A 17351-nucleotide genomic window follows, 5' to 3' on the forward strand; every position below is an offset into this window, starting at 1 on the left:
TGTATAATTAAGAAAGTTTAAACTCTCTCCGTCATAAGTGGAGAGAGTTTCCCTTGTTTTCATAAGAAAGTAACAGCAATTACATAGAGGTGAAGGAAATGGAATTAGTAGAAATTAGACAAGAATTAGAGAAAATGGCTAAGCGATTAGCGGCTTTTAGGGGGTCTCTTTGACCTTCCTACTAAGGAGAAACAAATTGCAGATTTAGAAGAGACAATGATGGGTGCAGGATTTTGGGATGACCAACAAGGCGCACAAGCTGTAATTAACGAAGCTAATGCACTGAAAGAGATGGTTGGAAAGTTCCGTCAGTTAGATGAGACATTTGAAAATTTAGAAATCACGCATGAGCTTTTAAAAGAAGAGTATGATGAAGATTTACATGAGGAGCTTGAATCAGAAGTGAAAGGTTTAATTCAAGAAATGAATGAGTATGAGCTTCAGTTACTACTAAGCGATCCTTATGATAAAAATAACGCTATTTTAGAATTACACCCAGGTGCTGGTGGAACAGAGTCACAAGACTGGGGTTCTATGTTATTACGTATGTACACACGTTGGGCTGAAAAACGTGGGTTTAAAGTAGAAACGGTTGACTACTTACCAGGTGATGAAGCTGGTATTAAGAGTGTTACTTTATTAATTAAAGGTCATAACGCTTACGGTTATTTAAAGGCAGAGAAAGGTGTACATCGTCTTGTACGTATTTCGCCATTCGATTCTTCAGGCCGTCGTCATACATCGTTCGTATCTTGTGAAGTTGTACCTGAGTTCAATGATGAAGTTGAAATCGAAATACGTTCAGAAGACTTAAAAGTTGATACGTACCGTGCAAGTGGTGCAGGTGGACAGCATATTAATACGACAGACTCAGCAGTTCGTATTACACATACACCAACAAACACAGTTGTAACATGTCAGTCAGAGCGTTCACAAATTAAAAACCGTGAGCACGCGATGAAAATGTTAAAAGCGAAATTATACCAAAAGAAATTAGAAGAGCAACAAGCGGAGTTAGATGAAATTCGCGGTGAACAAAAAGAAATCGGATGGGGTAGCCAAATTCGTTCTTACGTATTCCACCCGTATTCTCTTGTGAAAGACCACCGTACAAATACAGAGGTTGGTAACGTACAAGCAGTTATGGATGGAGAAATTGATCCATTTATTGATGCTTACTTACGTTCTCGCATCTAATAAGCGAAAAAAAGCCAACAAAGTTGTCGGCGTATGCTGAGGATAATCGAGGATATAAAGAATTTGATTTTATTTCTATAGATGAAATAAAGGGGAAGAGAAGTTGGAAACGACAACTTCTCTTTTTGATGAGATTATATGTAGCATACAATGTTGTATATTGTATTGTAAAAAGTAGAGAATAGTAAAACAGAGCGCCAATAGAGTAAGACTTTAACAGAACTTTTCTGATTTTCTGTTCAACAAGAATTCTTTATAGAAGTTTTTACGTTGTTCACAGAATCGAAACAACTTATGAAAGCTTTATATTATCAGGGTTCTTACTGTATTTTTGAAAAATATGAAATATACCTTAGTTTTTCTATATAAAGATAATGCTTATAATGAAAATGAGTGTGTTAGGAATGAAAAGAATATCAACAATGGGGAGCGATAGAAGTGAAAAAGAAATTGTTGGCTATTGCGTTAGGAACATCAGTCGTTTTTGCTTTAGGAGCATGTGGAAATAAAGAAGAGAGTAAGCCTTCGAAACAATCTGCAAGCACAGATAGCGCAGAGCAAATTTACCAAAAAAGTTGTATAGGTTGTCATGCGAAAGATTTATCGGGAGCAACTGGGCCGGATTTACGAAAAGTGGGACAGAAATATGATGCAGCAGAGATTGAAAAGATTATTGAAAAAGGTCGCGGTTCCATGTCACCAGGAATTATTCAAGGTGCGGATGCGAAAAAAGTAGCTGAGTGGTTAGCTGAACATAAATAAAAAGGGTGAACTGGACGGGTTGGTTATATAATCTTATCCCAAAATGATTTTGGGTAAGAACTATGACGACTCGTTTCTTTTTTTTTGGTGTAACATAACTGTAACAAAAATGTATCCGAACTGGAAACCGTTTGATGTTACAATGAGGTTTGTAGAAATTTGCTGAAATATATTACATAGTAGTATTGCTTATAAAAAGATTGTAAGTAGACTACCTTCAACAAGAGTGGTTAAGCGAGAATAAAAGGTTATCTTTTATTTTCAGATGTACAGAAAAGTATTTCGAAAAAAATCATTAAGTATTGGGTGATAAATAATGATAAAAATGACGAATGTTTATAAGGAGTACCCGAATGGTATGAAAGCCATCGCTGGTCTCACAGTTAACATTAAACAAGGTGAGTTTGTATACGTAGTTGGACCGAGTGGAGCCGGGAAATCTACATTTATTAAAATGATGTATCGTGAAGAGAAGCCATCTACAGGATCAATTAATGTAAATGGGCTTGTTATTGAAACATTAGCAGAAAGAGATGTTCCATATTTCCGTCGTCAATTAGGCGTAATTTTCCAAGATTTTAAATTACTACCTAAGTTAACGGTATATGAGAATGTTGCGTTTGCCTTAGAAGTAATTGAAGAAGAAAAAGAAGCCATTCGTGAGCGTGTAACAGAAGTTTTAGGTCTTGTAGGTCTTGAAGATCGTGCAGACGCACTTCCAAGTGAACTTTCGGGCGGAGAGCAGCAACGTGTTGCGATTGCAAGAGCGATTGTTAATAGACCAAAGGTTGTAATTGCCGATGAGCCAACAGGTAACTTAGATATTGAAACAGCTCTTGATATTATGAAGATTTTTACGCGTATTAACGAGCGTGGTACAACGATTGTTATGGCGACACATAACTCAGATATCGTAAATACAATTCGTCATCGTGTAATCGCGATTGAAGGCGGAAAAATTGTTCGAGATGAGATTGAGGGAGGATACGGATATGAAGGCTAAGACCCTTAGTCGACATTTGCGAGAAGGTGTAAAGAATCTATCACGTAACGGATGGATGACGTTTGCTTCTGTTAGTGCAGTAACAGTTACATTATTACTTGTAGGTGTCTTTTTAACAGCGATTATGAATATGAACCATTTTGCGACGAAAGTAGAGCAAGATGTAGAAATTCGTGTACACATTGATCCAGCAGCAAAAGAAGCTGATCAAAAGAAATTAGAAGATGATATGAGTAAGATTGCAAAAGTAGAATCTATTAAATATTCTTCTAAAGAAGAAGAGCTAAAACGCTTAATTAAAAGCTTAGGTGATAGCGGAAAAACGTTTGAGTTATTTGAACAAGATAACCCACTTAAAAACGTATTCATTGTAAAAGCAAAAGAACCAACAGATACAGCGACAATCGCGAAAAAGATTGAGAAAATGCAGTTTGTAAGTAATGTTCAATACGGTAAAGGTCAAGTTGAGAAATTATTTGATACTGTAAAAACAGGACGTAATATCGGGATTGCGTTAATTGCAGGTCTTTTATTCACAGCGATGTTCTTAATCTCTAATACAATTAAAATTACAATTTATGCTCGTAGTACAGAAATCGAAATTATGAAACTGGTAGGTGCAACAAACTGGTTTATTCGTTGGCCGTTCTTATTAGAGGGATTATTCCTAGGAGTATTAGGATCAATTATTCCAATTGGCTTAATTCTAGTTACGTATAATTCACTACAAAGTGTGTTTAACGAAAAACTTGGCGGAACAATTTTCGAACTTCTACCATACAGTCCTTTCGTATTCCAATTAGCTGGTTTACTAGTGTTAATCGGGGCTTTAATCGGTATGTGGGGAAGTGTAATGTCAATTCGTCGCTTCTTAAAAGTATAAAAAGTTGCAAACATAATTCGTACAAGCTTATCATATAGTAGAAATAGGTAAAGGCATCACACACTGTGTGATGCCTTTTGCTACACCACCTGTGTGTTTTGGAAAGGGGAATTCCGCATTGAAACGTAGAGTTGCAATTATTGGAATGGTTGTTGCATTTTTAATTGGTGCTGGCGGAATGTTTGCAGGTATGTCTTTATTTGGGGTTAACCCAGCAGAAGTAACGCAAACAATTTCGAGTGGAAACGCTAGCACCTCACAAGGGAATTTGGCAAAAATTAATGAGGCGTATGCACTAATTGATTCACGTTATGTGGAAGACGTGAAGGATGACAAGTTAGTCGAAGGTGCAATACAAGGCATGTTGTCTATGCTGAAGGACCCTTATTCCACGTATATGGATAAAGAAACGGCTAAACAGTTTAGTGAATCACTTGATCCTGAGCTAGAGGGGATCGGGGCTGAGGTGAACAAAACGGACGGTAAGCTTATTATCGTATCTCCAATTAAAGGCTCACCGGCAGAAAAGATTGGAATTAAACCGAATGACCAAATTTTATCTGTAGATGGAAATAGTGTGAAAGATTTATCACGTGAAGAAGCAGTATTAAAGATTCGTGGTAAAAAAGGAACGACTGTCGCGATTGAAATTAAGCGTGCAGGAGTAGCTGATCCGATTGTATTTAAAATTAAGCGTGAAAAAATTCCAATCTTCACGGTGTTTAGTTCTGTGAAACAAGAGAGCGGAAAAGATATCGGTTATATGCAAATCACTTCTTTTGCTGAAAATACAGCGAAAGAATTTAAGGATCAGTTAAAAGAGTTAGAGAAGAAAAACATAAAAGGCTTAGTTATTGACGTGCGTGGTAATCCTGGTGGCTACTTAAATAGTGTAGAAGAGATACTAGGGGAAATTATGACGGATAAAAAGCCGATGCTACAAGTAGAGCAACGAAATGGTGAGAAAAAGAAATTCTCTACGGAACTGAAAGAGAAAAAGCCATATCCAATTTCAGTATTAATTGATAACGGAAGTGCTTCTGCTTCAGAGATTTTAGCGGGTGCGCTAAAAGAGGGAGAAGGATACGATTTAATTGGTGAAAAAACGTTTGGTAAAGGTACTGTTCAGCAAGCCGTTCCATTTAAAGATGGCAGCAACATTAAATTAACGATGTTTAAATGGTTAACACCGGATGGAAACTGGATTCATAAAAAAGGAATCGCGCCAACAGTAGAAGTGAAGCAACCAGATTATTATCATGCGACACCAATTCAAATTGAAAAGACACTTTCATACAATTCAAATGATGTGCAAGTAAAACACGCGCAAGAAATGCTTAAGAGTTTAGGATATGTACCGGGGCGTGAAGATGGATACTTTAGTAAAGAGACAGAATCAGCGCTGAAAGCATTCCAAAATGCGAATGAGATGGAAGCGACGGGACAGCTTGATAAAAAGACAGCTGAGGCGATTCAAACTAAAATTATTGAAAAAATCCGTTCTGGAGAAAATGATCTACAATTACAGTCCGCATTAAAATTAATAGTGAAATAAAGTGAAACTTTAATCAGTGGGGGTTTTCTTCATCCCTACTAATTATTAGTTGAACCAATCGGACTTTAATGGGCAGTGGATCCCCCACCTAAATTCTTTGCTTTCGCGGAATTTTGAGGTGGGGGTCTTACTGCCCATTAAAGCGGGATAAAAAGAAATACAGGCAGTTTGCTGCCTGTATTTCTTTGTGTTAAACAAACGTTTGTCCAGTTATGATAATATAAAAAGAAAGAATGATATAAATGGTGGTGAATGAGTTCGTGGAGGCATGGATTTTTGAAATAATGCGGGCAGTTGGACGTTTTTTCTTACACCCTGCTGTCTATGTATTTTTAATAAGTAGTATCTTCGTTGGATACTTACGTATGTTACGAGAACGAAAGGATTTTTCCTTTAAAGTTTATGATATTTGGTTTGAACTGCGAACATCTCTATTTGCAGGAGTTGGATACGGATTAATCGTATCTATTCTTACAATTGGACTTGGCCTTGTCGTTTCCAAAGCGAGCTTATGGGTCATCTTACTTTGGACGTTATTATTTGGATTAACGGCTATGTATCGATATTTATCAGCAGCTTATACGTTTAGTATCGCAATTGTATGCGTTCTAGTATCTTCTAAGCTACCAGTTTCCTTCTTACAGCTTGGAGAAGGGGAAGAGAGTACGATTGTATCTCTTGCTATTTTACTAGGTGTCATGCTCGTTGTAGAGGGCTTGTTGATTTCTAAAAATGCAGTAGGATATTCTACGCCGAAGATTAGGAAGGGTAAGCGTGGGCTAAAGATTGGTTTACACGAATCAAAGCGTTTATGGATCGTTCCTATTTTTATTCTTGTACCAGGTGATGCAGTAACGCAGTTTATTTCATGGTGGCCTGTCGTTTCAATCGGTTCACATACCTATTCTTTATTCCTCGTTCCATTTTTAATTGGATTTATGAGAAAGATTAGAAGTTATGAGCCAACAGAAGCTTTATTATTTACAGGAAGACGTGTCTACGGATTAGCAGGAATTGTACTTGTTTTAGGAATCGCAAGTTATTGGTGGCACGTACTTGCCATTATCGCAGTGGGAGTCGCAATGCTTGGGCGTTTCACAATTTCCATGCAAGAAAAAATTGCCGATGAGACGAGACCGGCGTATTTCGCTGCACGTAATGATGGACTTGTTGTATTAGATACAATCCCGAATACAATTGGGGCAGAGCTGAATTTACTGCCTGGAGAAGTGATTACGAAAGTAAATGGAGTCATTCCAAGAAGCGCTGAGGAATTTTATGATGCGCTTCAAACGAAGACGACAGGAGCATTTTGTAAATTAGAAGTATTAGATACAAATGGAGAGCTTCGCCTTGCTCAAACGGCATTATACGCCGGAGGACATCACGAATTAGGAATTGTGTTTGTTCAGCAGGAGCATGAGTGGGATTCGGAAGCGATGTAATAGAAGTTGGGGTGTCACCTTAAGGTGATGCCCTTTTTTGTTTGGACGGGATTAATAGTAAATGAAATTTATATCGGCGATTATCTAAATATATCAGCGCAACTGAAATTATATCGGCGATTATCCAAATATATGAGCGCAACTTGAAATATATCGGCGATTATTCAAATATATCGACTTTCCGGCAAAAAACGACAACTATCGCAAACATTCTTTTTAGTTTCATAGACGGATAACTTGAATAAATATTTGATAATGGTTATCATTTAGGGAGTCTTTTTAATTTTGGAAAATGGAGGTAAGATATGCTACGTAAATTTTTTTCTTACTATAAACCGTATAAAGGTTTATTTATACTCGACTTTTCTTGCGCAGTTGTCGCAGGGTTACTAGAACTTGGCTTCCCGCTTATCGTAAATCAATTTATTGATAAGTTATTGCCAGGACAAAACTGGACGCTTATTTTATGGGCTTGTTTCGGTTTACTTGCAGTGTATATATTAAATTCAGGCTTACAATATGTCGTTACATATTGGGGACATATGCTTGGTGTTAACATTGAAACGGATATGAGACAGAAATTATTTGATCACATTCAAAAGCTATCATTCAGATTTTTTGACAATAATAAAACAGGTCATTTAATTTCACGTCTTACAAACGACTTAATGGAAATTGGGGAAATTGCTCACCATGGGCCAGAAGATTTATTTATCGCTGTTATGACTTTAGTTGGGGCATTCTCATTTATGATGATGATCAACTGGAAGTTAGCGTTATTAACGTTCTTCGTTATTCCATTCCTATTGTGGTTGGCACTTTACTTCAATAAAAAAATGACAGGTACGTTTAGACGTTTATTCTCAGACGTTGCTGATTTCAATGCATGTATTGAGAACAACGTTGGCGGTATCCGTGTTGTACAAGCATTCGGAAATGAAAAGTTTGAGAAAGAGCAATTTGCTGTAAACAATGCTCGTTTCCGTACAACGAAATTAATGGCGTATAAAATTATGGCGTTAAATTCATCGATTAGTTATATGCTCATGCGTCTCGTAACGCTCTTCGTCTTAATATGCGGTACATGGTTTGTTCTGCAAGGTGAATTAACGTACGGTGGATTTATCGGATTCGTTCTATTAACAAATATTTTCTTCCGCCCAATTGAAAAAATTAATGCGGTAATCGAAAGCTATCCGAAAGGGATCGCTGGTTTTAAGAGATATGTAGAGCTTCTTGAAACAGAGCCAGATATTGTAGACTCTAAAGATGCGATGGAAGTTAAACATGTACATGGTGATATTCAATATAGCAACATTACATTCGGATATGAAAATAAAGAACCGATTTTAAATGATATTAGTTTGAAAATACATGCAGGTGAAACAGTTGCTTTCGTAGGACCATCAGGAGCTGGAAAAACGACGTTATGTAGTCTATTACCACGTTTTTATGAACAATCGTCTGGATCGATTCAAATTGATGGTATTGATACGAAAGATATGACGTTATCTTCACTTCGTAAGCAAATTGGAATTGTGCAGCAAGATGTGTTCTTATTCTCAGGAACAATTCGTGAAAATATCGCTTACGGAAACTTAAAGGCGTCAGAAGCTGAAATTTGGCAGGCAGTAAAACGTGCGCAGTTAGAAGACTTAATTTACTCACAACCAGACGGTTTAGATACCGTTATCGGTGAGCGTGGGGTGAAACTTTCTGGTGGACAGAAGCAGCGTCTAGCGATTGCTCGTATGTTCTTGAAAAACCCGCCAATTTTAATATTAGATGAAGCGACTTCCGCATTAGATACAGAGACGGAACTGGCGATTCAAAAATCACTTGCTGAACTATCTGTGGGCCGTACAACATTAGTTATTGCTCACAGACTTGCAACGATTAAAAATGCAGATCGTATCGTCGTTGTAAATAAAGATGGTATTGCAGAACAAGGTTCACATGATGAATTAATTGAACAAGGCGGAGGATACAGCAGGTTATACGAAGCACAGTTCAGTTCGTAAATATAATTTCTGCTGAATTAGTGCACCATAAGTAAGTGAAAATCTTATATGGGAGGCTATGAAGCATGATTGTAACAACAACGTCTACAATTCAAGGAAAAGAAATTATTGAGTATATCGATATCGTCAATGGAGAAGCGATTATGGGCGCGAATATCGTTCGTGACCTTTTCGCCTCTGTCCGTGACGTTGTCGGCGGTCGTGCGGGCGCTTATGAAAGTAAATTAAAAGAAGCGCGCGACATTGCAATGGAAGAGATGAAAACTTTCGCAAGACAAAAAAATGCGAATGCAATTGTTGGTATCGACGTGGATTACGAAGTAGTTCGCGAAGGAATGCTAATGGTTGCAGTGAGCGGAACTGCTGTCCGTATTTAAAGTCAAAAGCCGTGCTGATGCACGGCTTTTGACTTTTATTCATGCTATTTTATGTCGAAGTTCCAATATTTCTTGGGAAATGCGGAAGGCCCCGTCGATATATAGGGAAGACATTAGAGCGCTTCTTGGCATTTCCGGATTTGAACTAGTAATGTTTCATATTCTTGTTCGAGAGATGAGATATCATCGTGATGATTTGGTATGGAAATTCGGCCAATGATTTCTGTTAGTTTTGTTTGTAATCGTAATAGTTCTTGTTCAGTAACGTTTACAGAATCCCCAGTTGTTCTTTTTGTGTATTGCTCGTAATTACCGTGGAATATTCTTGGTGCACTCTCATCTACTTGTAGAATATGGTCTGCAACAGAGCGAATAAAGGCACGGTCATGGCTAATGAAAAGTATTGTGCCAGGATATTCTTGTAACATGATTTCTAATTCTTCTTGCGTCGCTAAGTCTAAATAGTTTGTCGGTTCATCGAGCAGAAGCATATTATAGTTTCCTAAAAATACTTTTGCGAGTGCGACCTTCATTCGTTCGCCGCCACTTAAGACGTGCACAGGTTTATGAACATCTTCACGGCGGAATAAAAGCCGTGCAAGTATTGTTCGAACGAATGCTTCTGTATAGTTGGTTTCTTCTAGAACGTTTTCTAAAATGGTTTTATTTGTTTTTAAAATTGATAGTGTTTGTTCAAAGTATCCAATTTTACAACTTTTCGAAAGCTGAATGCCACGCTCGTTTGCGAGAAGCATGTTGAACAAAGTTGTTTTGCCGCTTCCGTTTGCACCTAAAATAGCAAGTTTTGCACCAGGGGCAATAGTTCCATTCATATTTTTAAATAGTGTGCGGTCGCCTATTTTCTTTGTTGCTTTATTGAACTGTATTGCCACTTTACTATGAATGGGTGTATGGTATTGCACGTCAAACTGAGTCTGAGAAAGATCCTTTGGCTTTTCTTTCTTTTCTAGTTTTTCGAGACGTGTTTCTAATGCTTTCGCTGCTTTGCTAACCTGTTCTTGGCCATGAGCCCCGCTTAACTTATAAAGTTTAGATTCAGATGAACTGAAGCGAGTTGGGATTTTTGTCATATTAGAAGCACGTTGCTTTTTTTGTGAAATTGATTGCTCTAAACGATTTTTTTCTTGTATATATTGATCATATTCTGCTTGTTTTTGTGTTCGTTCACGTTCTTTTTGCTTTCGATAGTTGGAATAGTTTCCTTTATACTCTTGAATCGTCCCGTCTTCAATTTCAATAATTTTTGTACATATATTATCTAGAAACTCACGATCATGCGATATTAAAACAAGAGCCCCTTTATAAGATAAAAGTGCCTTTTCTAATTGCTCTGTACCAACCATATCTAAGTGGCTTGTTGGTTCATCAGCAAATAAAATTCCTGCATCTTGTTCGAGAGCATGAGCAATCTTTAGCCGCATTCGTTCACCACCGCTCATTGCATCTGTAACGTTTGAAATACTCCATTTTCCTTTTGCGAGAGCAGAAGTGGTTTCCGGTAGTTCCTCGCTAAGTTGAGGAATGATGCTGATAGAACTATGATGAGTTACTATGCCTTTGTCAGCTTCTATTTCTTTACTTAATATTTGTAATAACGTAGATTTACCAGCTCCGTTGACTCCGACAATCCCTATGCGATCCTGTGCTTGAATTTCCAGTGACGGTAACGTAAATAGTGTGCGATCACCAAAGTTCTTTTCAATATTGCGTGCGAATAAAATAGTCATAAAAAAACCTCCCTAGTTTCACTAGAGAGGATAAACGTCGCCCTTGCATGTAAAAAATCGTACATAAATAAACGATTTTTTTACATGATCGTTTCGAAAGAAAGTATCGACAAATGGACAGACTAATCCCCTGCTAGTTTTCATCATTTTTTGTTCACTATTTGTGATGGATGAAATAAATAAGAGAATTAGAACTTCATTGGTCAAAGTACCTTCCTTTCATAATGTTACTTTTATTGTATGCGCATACAAAATGATTTGTCAAACTTATTTCTATTTACTATTTTTGAACTTATTATTATACAATTGAACTTTTGCTAGAGCCTCAGCATCATTTTTGATTTCATCCAATCCATTCGCATCCCCAATAACATACCCTTCAAATGATGAACCAACAAAATCAAAGATATATTGGAACTGAGCAATAAGCGGTAATGCTTTCAGCTTTGGATTGTCTCCGCCAACGATGACAACGTACATTTTTTTACCTTTCATTTTTTCTTTGAAATGAAGAGCTGTATCGCGTAAGCTTTGTGACCAGCGATCGACGAAGTTTTTCATATGACCGCTCATTCCATACCAGTATAGCGGTGTAGCAAAGATAATTGTGTCGTGCTCTAACATACGCTCGATTAACTGCTCGTAGTCATCATTTACAGGTTGGAATCCTTCTGCATCATGGCGCTGATCTATGATTGGGTGGACGATATGATCACGCAAGTAAATTTGTTCTGTTTCAATTCCATCAATCACCATATGTGTTAAAGCTTCTGTATTTCCGTTTTGTCTTGAACTGCCATGTATAACAAACATGTAATCATCCCTTTTCTTTTGTTTGCTTTAGGAGTGAAACGTGTTTTTGCAAATTCGTTTGAATGCTAGAAAGTAATGAGATTTGCTTCGTTACTTCATTAAGTTTATCTTCATAAAGCGTAAGGATACTGCTGCAAGGATTTTCGTACAGGTGCGGCTCCATTTCGAGGCAGCGCAGCATCCTTGCCGTCTCTTCTAAATTTAAGCCAATTTGTAAGTACATTTGAATAAGCTCCACTTTTTCGATGGCACTTTCATCAAAGTCACGGTAGCCATTTGCGAGGCGCTTAGAAGGGAGTAATCCCTTTTCTTCATAATGTCTTAGTGATCTTTCGCTAACCCCGGTTGCTTTTGATAACTCTCCAATTCGCAATGTATTTCACTCCTTGTACATGTATTGTAAACCTTCACACTAATGTGAAGGTCAATGCTGTTTTTTCGCAAAAGAGTCTACATAATTTAAAAACACTTGAATAGCTTTAGACGGGATGAAGTATTTGCCGCGCACGATGGAGAATGGACGGATGAGTTGTTCATTTGGAACTTCGACGTGGAATAGCTCTTTTGCCAGTAACTCTTTCCGTACAGTCCAATCAGAAAGTATAGCGATGCCAAGCCCGGCACTAACTGCTTCTTTCACGCTTTGGATACTACTGAATGTAAAGAAGCGCTTCAATTTTAAATGGTGTTGATGAATAAAGCGGTCACTATAAGCGCGTGTTCCAGAACCACTTTCTCTTAATACCCATACTTGATCTTGGAGTGTGCTTTCATTTATTTCATTTGTGCGGAGCAGTGGATGATTTGGCGGGACGACGAGCTTCATTTCATCTTGCATAAACGTTTCAACGTCCACGTCGGCGTATACGACTTGCCCTTCCACTAAGCCGATATCGATTTGATTAGAGCGAAGGCTTTGCAGAACGTCTTCTGTATTTGAGATAAAGGTATGAACTTCGACGTGTGGATTTTCATTCGCATAGTTAGCCAGTATTTTTGGAAGTAAGTATTCGCCAATTGTGAAACTAGCACCGATGCGAAGAGTTCCTGTTACAACGTTATGTAGTTCGTTAATTTCTTGTTTGGCTTCTTCGTAAAGAGAGAGCATTTGCTTTGCATGTATATATAGTATGTTTCCAGCCTCCGTCACTTGGACGTGCTTTGGGGAGCGCTGAATAAGAGTAGTGCTAAATTCGTTTTCTAAGTTGCGTATATGCATACTTACGCCAGGCTGTGAAAGGTTTAATAATTCTGCTGCACGGGAGAAGTGCTTCTGTTCAACGACAGTAACAAATATTTTTAAAATGTCTACGTTCATGTAATGGGCTCCTTTCTTTTTCTATCATCTTATCATAAGTATTTCTGATGATAGAGATTCAATATTGATATTAAACTTATTATAGAAACTCTCTTATAATATAAGTAGATAGAACATGCATGTTCCAATACGATTATTGGAGTGGTACAAAGTGGAACAAACACTTGTCATACAAAAGAAGAAGGGCTTTGGGTTTTCGCAAGGTATTGGGATTACGTTATTAATCGCAATTGCCGCGAAATATTTAGCAGAGCTTCCATTTTTAAATATTATGGGACAATTAGTAATTGCTATTCTAATTGGGATGGTTTGGCGCGCAGTCATTGGAGTTCCACAAGAAGCGATAGCTGGAACGAACTTTGCGAGTAAGAAGTTGCTGCGCTTTGGGATTATCTTACTTGGAATGCGGTTAAATCTTGTTGATATTGCGAAGGCAGGGCCGAAAGTATTGGTCATCGCTGCCGTTGTTATTACATTTACGATTTTCGTTGTATATGGGCTAACGAAAGTATTTAAGGTAGAAAAGAAACTCGGAATTTTAACAGCGTGCGGAACAGCAATTTGCGGCGCGGCTGCGGTCGTGGCAATTGCACCGCAAGTGAAAGCGAAGGATGAAGAAACGGCAGTTGGGGCAGCAATTATTGCAATTTTAGGTACAATATTTACACTTATTTATACGCTATTATACCCAGTGCTTGGCTTCTCGCCGTACGGTTACGGTGTATTCTCAGGTGCGACGCTGCATGAAATCGCCCATGTCATCGCAGCTGCGGCACCAGGAGGAAGTACGGCTGTAGACATCGCAGTTATCGTGAAATTAACGCGCGTTGCAATGCTTGTGCCAGTAGCGATTTTAATTGGATTATGGTTTGGTAAGAGTGAAAGTAGCGAGGAAAAAAAATCGTGGCGCGACCTTCCAATTCCGTGGTTCATCTTCGGGTTTTTAGCAATGAGTGCAGTGCATTCGCTCGGGATTATACCAGAAGTTGTTGCTGGATATATTGTTGTTCTTGCTTACATGCTTATTGCAATGGCGATGGCGGGGCTTGGTTTAAATGTAGAGTTTAAAACGTTCCGTAAGTTAGGAAGTAAGGCATTCGTGGCGGGGCTGATCGGCTCGGTTTTCCTTTCTATTCTTGGATACGTTCTTGTATATGCATTAGGATTTATGTAGTAGGACGAAGAAGCTGTTCCAAAAGATATTTTTGGACAGCTTTTTTTATGTTTATAGTGCTACGGGTGTCGATATATTAAAAAAATAGCTGATATAAATTTAATTACGCTTGTACTTTGTTAGAGAAGGTGATCAGTGAAACGTTTTTCTAAAAATTGTAAAGATATCTTTACTTATAACTGGAAAATATTTATAATTAAAGTAAAGATATCTTTACTTTCGAAGGTGGAGCCTATGGGTGTGAAAAATAAAATAAAAGAGTTAAGAAAGCAACATCATATAACGCAAGTTGAAATGGCAAAGGCGATGCAGGTGACGCGGCAGACGATTGTGGCGATTGAAAACCATCATTATAACCCGAGTCTAGAGTTATCCCTAAAAATCGCCAAATATTTTGGGATGAAGGTGGAGGAAATATTTACGCTAGAGTAAGGGGAGAAAAAATGAACGATACTAAAAAGTTATTTATCGGTGCGACTTTTGGATTGTTTTTGGGAGACATTGTAGTTCATATTATGAATCCGGCTATACCAATTTTACCGCTCGTAGTGAGTAACGTTTTAGCAATTGTATTTTTGATGGTGTATTCGTATTTCAAAAAGCGTAAGTACAAAAAAGAAGAACTTCCAGATATAGATGAGCGAGTTGTGAATAAGATGAAGTCATATTTTACGATTAGTATTACAAGCTTCGTGTTCTTGTTCATTATGTATCTTTGTTTAAATAAGTATTTAGATAGGCAAGCAGTACATGTAAATGAGTTGTTATATATTGCTATTTTTGGCTTATTAATAAGTATGGCATCGACGAGTGTGTTAGCAACAAGGAATAGATAGAAAAAGGGGAACTGGGATGGGATTACCGGTATTATGTGTCGCTACGGCTATTTTTGCTTTGTTTTGGGGAATGCAGAACTTCTCTCGTTATCCAGTGCCAAGCATTTGTATTATGATTGGCACTGTAGGTTTATCATATTATTTATTAGTTTCAGCTCATTATCATAAAACAGCAACGAGTGTTGTTGTTGGAGCACTTATTTTATTTTGTGGGCGCGCTATACAAAAGGGATTATTTCCGTAAAAGCTGTTTATACAAAGAGTATAAACAGCTTTTTGTATTTTTTTTACAAAAGTCTTGAAAGTTACGTAACGTCATCTTTTATAATGAAGGGGAAGAGGTGATGGTAGTGATTTCAATACAACAATTGACGAGAGAAACAGGGGTAACGGTACGTACATTACGTTATTATGATCAAATAGATTTATTAAAGCCGAGCGGGAAAACAGAAGGTGGGCATCGTTTATATAGTGAAGCTGACGTAATACGGTTGCAGCAAATTTTATTTTTAAAGGAAATGGGCTTTTCATTAAAAGAGGCTGCGAATATGTTAGTAAAAGGTGACCTTAACTTAAAGGGTTCTCTTGAAAAACAACTTCGGTTTGTACAGGAAGAACAAAAGAAATTTAATCGAATGGAGCGTGTTTTACAAGCTGTTGTTTATTCGGTAGATGTGGAAGGGGAACTTGATTGGAAAGTTATGTTTGAACTGATTCAGCTTTCGAAACAGTCGTCTCGTATACGTGAAATATTTCAAAATGAAGTATTTTCAAAGGAAGAACAAAAATTGCTTCATAACTTGCCAAATATGAGTGAAGAAGATCCGAATGTTTTAGAATGGGTAGATTTATTAAAGCAATTACGTACTTTTATGAAAGACGGCAAAGAAGCAGCGAGTGATGAGGTACAAGGGGCAACGAAGAGATTAATGCAGAAATGTTTAGAAATGGCCAATGGTGACGAAGCGTTTTTAGATAAGTTATGGGAAGTTAGAAAATCGAAGGAAGATTCACAGAAAATGAGCATGTATCCAATTGAAGAAGAACTTTTATTATATATGGAAGAAGCTTTTCGTATATATGATGAAAAGGAGATGGATAAATGAGTATACTTGCAGAATATCGTTGGTATTTTTTAATTGGGGCAGAGATTGTATTTTGGTTATCGGCTATCGGCTTCTTTTTACTTCGTTACGGATTCCGTTTGAAGAAGGCGAGCTTTATTATGGGGATTGTACTCCTCGCAAATGAAGTGTTTATTTTAACCTTAGGGGTAGTGGACTATTATCAAACAGGGAAGTTCTCTAACTTTCAAATCATTACGGTAATTATTTTATTGTATGCAGTTTTCTACGGGAAAAAGGATTTGAAGAAGCTTGATATGTTTGCGCAAAAGCTAGTTGCGAAATGGCGGAATGAACCAGCGCCAATTATGGAAGAGCACGTAGAATTAACAGGTATGGCCTATGCGAAACAGGAAATAAAAAATTGGTTATTACATCTTGTTTTATTCGTTGTTGTGCATATTTTCTTTTTCTTTCTGTACGGTTTTGTCCCGTTTGAACAATGGCATAATTGGTTAGAAACGGGGATTGTTTTAAATGAAAAAGCAAGTCGTGTTAGCCAAGTTTGGGCGATTATACTTTTAGTGGATACAGTTATTTCATTTTCATATGTTCTTTTCCCGAAGAAGGAAAAAGAAAAAGAGAAGCTACTTTCATAGAGGAAAGTAGCTTTTTCTAGTATACCAATAGTTTGTATAGGAGAGGATAACAATATGGAAAACAGGTTTTATATGCTTATTTCTCTTTAGTTTAGTAGCATGCTCACAACCTAACATTGACATTGATAAGAAGAATGATGTCATTGTAAAGAGAGCAGGAATTTCCAATCTAGATAAATTTGAAAAGTTCGTTTTGAATGTTGACCAAGGGAAAGTTGATAAAATAAGAATTGTGCAGTATACCCATGAAGGTGATCCGATTTTTCAAACGGTAGAGCATAGTGAGAACGATATACTTTATGTGTTAGATAATAGAAAAGACCAATTTGCTGGTGAGCATAAAGGATTACATAAAGATAGTTGCAAAAGTATTGTTAAAGAGCAGGGAGAATTAGAAATCACTTATAGGTTAATAGATTGTACGAGTAAAAATGGGCGCAATGGATATGATTTATTATATGTACCTAAAAAATAGAGTTAGTAGAGGAAGGAAGTT

Annotated in this window: 19 protein-coding genes; 15 read left to right on the forward strand and 4 right to left on the reverse strand. The window is 37.4% G+C overall.

Annotated elements, in window-relative coordinates; translation table 11 throughout:
- The first annotated feature begins 98 nt into the window (after positions 1-98).
- The 8 genes from prfB (at position 99) to QCI46_RS01575 (ending at position 9243) form a co-directional block, all read left to right on the forward strand.
- Positions 99-1197, forward strand: a protein-coding gene (gene prfB, locus QCI46_RS01540; RefSeq protein ID WP_097908205.1) for a peptide chain release factor 2 whose coding sequence is annotated in 2 segments (ribosomal slippage) — positions 99-170 and positions 172-1197 — 1098 coding nt in all. Because the reading frame shifts where the segments join, the coding sequence is not laid out codon by codon here.
- A gap of 438 nt (positions 1198-1635) precedes the next feature.
- Positions 1636-1959: a cytochrome c551 gene (gene cccB / locus QCI46_RS01545; protein WP_131931508.1), complete on the forward strand. Its 324-nt coding sequence runs from the start codon at positions 1636-1638 to the stop codon at positions 1957-1959.
- Positions 1960-2275: 316 nt separating this feature from the next.
- Positions 2276-2962 (forward strand): cell division ATP-binding protein FtsE, encoded by a 687-nt coding sequence (gene ftsE / locus QCI46_RS01550; RefSeq protein ID WP_000594325.1) that lies wholly within the window; start codon positions 2276-2278, stop codon positions 2960-2962.
- Entirely contained in the window at positions 2952-3845 is an 894-nt protein-coding gene (gene ftsX / locus QCI46_RS01555) for a permease-like cell division protein FtsX (RefSeq protein ID WP_000645020.1), read from the forward strand. The genes ftsE and ftsX overlap by 11 nt, the downstream gene beginning before the upstream one ends.
- Positions 3846-3963: 118 nt before the next feature.
- Positions 3964-5400 (forward strand): S41 family peptidase, encoded by a 1437-nt coding sequence (locus tag QCI46_RS01560; RefSeq protein ID WP_483299005.1) that lies wholly within the window; start codon positions 3964-3966, stop codon positions 5398-5400.
- A gap of 260 nt (positions 5401-5660) precedes the next feature.
- Positions 5661-6845 carry a PDZ domain-containing protein gene (locus QCI46_RS01565; RefSeq protein ID WP_353839455.1) on the forward strand — a complete coding sequence of 395 codons (1185 nt, stop codon included), beginning with the start codon at positions 5661-5663 and terminating at the stop codon, positions 6843-6845.
- A 305-nt stretch (positions 6846-7150) separates the two neighbouring features.
- Positions 7151-8866 carry an ABC transporter ATP-binding protein gene (locus QCI46_RS01570; RefSeq protein ID WP_353839456.1) on the forward strand — a complete coding sequence of 572 codons (1716 nt, stop codon included), beginning with the start codon at positions 7151-7153 and terminating at the stop codon, positions 8864-8866.
- Positions 8867-8931: 65 nt separating this feature from the next.
- Complete coding sequence (locus QCI46_RS01575; protein WP_000637523.1) at positions 8932-9243, forward strand: heavy metal-binding domain-containing protein; 312 nt, start codon at positions 8932-8934, stop codon at positions 9241-9243.
- A gap of 113 nt (positions 9244-9356) precedes the next feature.
- Here the strand turns inward: QCI46_RS01575 and abc-f are convergent, their stop codons facing one another.
- The 4 genes from abc-f to QCI46_RS01595 all read right to left on the reverse strand — a co-directional run bounded on the left by abc-f (position 9357) and on the right by QCI46_RS01595 (position 13122).
- The gene (gene abc-f, locus QCI46_RS01580; RefSeq protein ID WP_353839457.1) at positions 9357-10991 is read right to left on the reverse strand and encodes a ribosomal protection-like ABC-F family protein; all 1635 of its coding nucleotides are present in this window, start codon (positions 10989-10991) and stop codon (positions 9357-9359) included.
- Positions 10992-11264: 273 nt separating this feature from the next.
- Positions 11265-11804, reverse strand: coding sequence for a flavodoxin family protein (locus QCI46_RS01585; protein ID WP_353839458.1), 540 nt, complete (start codon positions 11802-11804; stop codon positions 11265-11267).
- A 4-nt stretch (positions 11805-11808) separates the two neighbouring features.
- Entirely contained in the window at positions 11809-12177 is a 369-nt protein-coding gene (locus QCI46_RS01590) for a MerR family transcriptional regulator (RefSeq protein ID WP_353839459.1), read from the reverse strand.
- 51 nt (positions 12178-12228) lie between these two features.
- Positions 12229-13122 carry a LysR family transcriptional regulator gene (locus QCI46_RS01595; RefSeq protein WP_353839460.1) on the reverse strand — a complete coding sequence of 298 codons (894 nt, stop codon included), beginning with the start codon at positions 13120-13122 and terminating at the stop codon, positions 12229-12231.
- Positions 13123-13273: 151 nt separating this feature from the next.
- On the opposite strand from QCI46_RS01595, the gene QCI46_RS01600 reads away from it, so the two are divergent.
- From QCI46_RS01600 to QCI46_RS01630, 7 genes are all read left to right on the forward strand, one after another.
- Positions 13274-14296 carry a YeiH family protein gene (locus QCI46_RS01600; RefSeq protein ID WP_353839461.1) on the forward strand — a complete coding sequence of 341 codons (1023 nt, stop codon included), beginning with the start codon at positions 13274-13276 and terminating at the stop codon, positions 14294-14296.
- Between the two features lie 234 nt (positions 14297-14530).
- Positions 14531-14728 (forward strand): helix-turn-helix transcriptional regulator, encoded by a 198-nt coding sequence (locus tag QCI46_RS01605; RefSeq protein ID WP_000538358.1) that lies wholly within the window; start codon positions 14531-14533, stop codon positions 14726-14728.
- Positions 14729-14739: 11 nt separating this feature from the next.
- Positions 14740-15132, forward strand: coding sequence for an ATPase (locus QCI46_RS01610; protein ID WP_353839462.1), 393 nt, complete (start codon positions 14740-14742; stop codon positions 15130-15132).
- Positions 15133-15148: 16 nt separating this feature from the next.
- On the forward strand, positions 15149-15376 hold the full coding sequence (locus QCI46_RS01615) for a hypothetical protein (RefSeq protein ID WP_000524128.1): 228 nt from the start codon (positions 15149-15151) through the stop codon (positions 15374-15376).
- Positions 15377-15476: 100 nt separating this feature from the next.
- The gene (locus QCI46_RS01620; RefSeq protein ID WP_141542771.1) at positions 15477-16238 is read left to right on the forward strand and encodes a MerR family transcriptional regulator; all 762 of its coding nucleotides are present in this window, start codon (positions 15477-15479) and stop codon (positions 16236-16238) included.
- Positions 16235-16855 carry a hypothetical protein gene (locus QCI46_RS01625; protein ID WP_327959579.1) on the forward strand — a complete coding sequence of 207 codons (621 nt, stop codon included), beginning with the start codon at positions 16235-16237 and terminating at the stop codon, positions 16853-16855. The genes QCI46_RS01620 and QCI46_RS01625 overlap by 4 nt, the downstream gene beginning before the upstream one ends.
- Positions 16856-16901: 46 nt before the next feature.
- Complete coding sequence (locus QCI46_RS01630) at positions 16902-17330, forward strand: DUF4362 domain-containing protein (RefSeq protein ID WP_353841818.1); 429 nt, start codon at positions 16902-16904, stop codon at positions 17328-17330.
- The last annotated feature ends 21 nt before the right edge of the window (positions 17331-17351 follow it).

Origin of the sequence: Bacillus cereus group sp. RP32 (genome assembly GCF_040459735.1) — a bacterium.
GTDB lineage: Bacteria > Bacillota > Bacilli > Bacillales > Bacillaceae_G > Bacillus_A > Bacillus_A wiedmannii.

What these genes read in the sequence shown, in the direction of transcription:
- ftsE (WP_000594325.1), top strand. Translation starts at nt 2,276, where the DNA reads ATGATAAAAATGACGAATGTTTATAAGGAGTACCCGAATGGTATGAAA.
- ftsX (WP_000645020.1), top strand. Translation starts at nt 2,952, where the DNA reads ATGAAGGCTAAGACCCTTAGTCGACATTTGCGAGAAGGTGTAAAGAAT.
- QCI46_RS01570 (WP_353839456.1), top strand. Translation starts at nt 7,151, where the DNA reads ATGCTACGTAAATTTTTTTCTTACTATAAACCGTATAAAGGTTTATTT.
- QCI46_RS01575 (WP_000637523.1), top strand. Translation starts at nt 8,932, where the DNA reads ATGATTGTAACAACAACGTCTACAATTCAAGGAAAAGAAATTATTGAG.
- abc-f (WP_353839457.1), bottom strand. Translation starts at nt 10,991, where the DNA reads ATGACTATTTTATTCGCACGCAATATTGAAAAGAACTTTGGTGATCGC.
- QCI46_RS01585 (WP_353839458.1), bottom strand. Translation starts at nt 11,804, where the DNA reads ATGTTTGTTATACATGGCAGTTCAAGACAAAACGGAAATACAGAAGCT.
- QCI46_RS01595 (WP_353839460.1), bottom strand. Translation starts at nt 13,122, where the DNA reads ATGAACGTAGACATTTTAAAAATATTTGTTACTGTCGTTGAACAGAAG.
- QCI46_RS01605 (WP_000538358.1), top strand. Translation starts at nt 14,531, where the DNA reads ATGGGTGTGAAAAATAAAATAAAAGAGTTAAGAAAGCAACATCATATA.
- QCI46_RS01610 (WP_353839462.1), top strand. Translation starts at nt 14,740, where the DNA reads ATGAACGATACTAAAAAGTTATTTATCGGTGCGACTTTTGGATTGTTT.
- QCI46_RS01615 (WP_000524128.1), top strand. Translation starts at nt 15,149, where the DNA reads ATGGGATTACCGGTATTATGTGTCGCTACGGCTATTTTTGCTTTGTTT.
- QCI46_RS01620 (WP_141542771.1), top strand. Translation starts at nt 15,477, where the DNA reads ATGGTAGTGATTTCAATACAACAATTGACGAGAGAAACAGGGGTAACG.
- QCI46_RS01625 (WP_327959579.1), top strand. Translation starts at nt 16,235, where the DNA reads ATGAGTATACTTGCAGAATATCGTTGGTATTTTTTAATTGGGGCAGAG.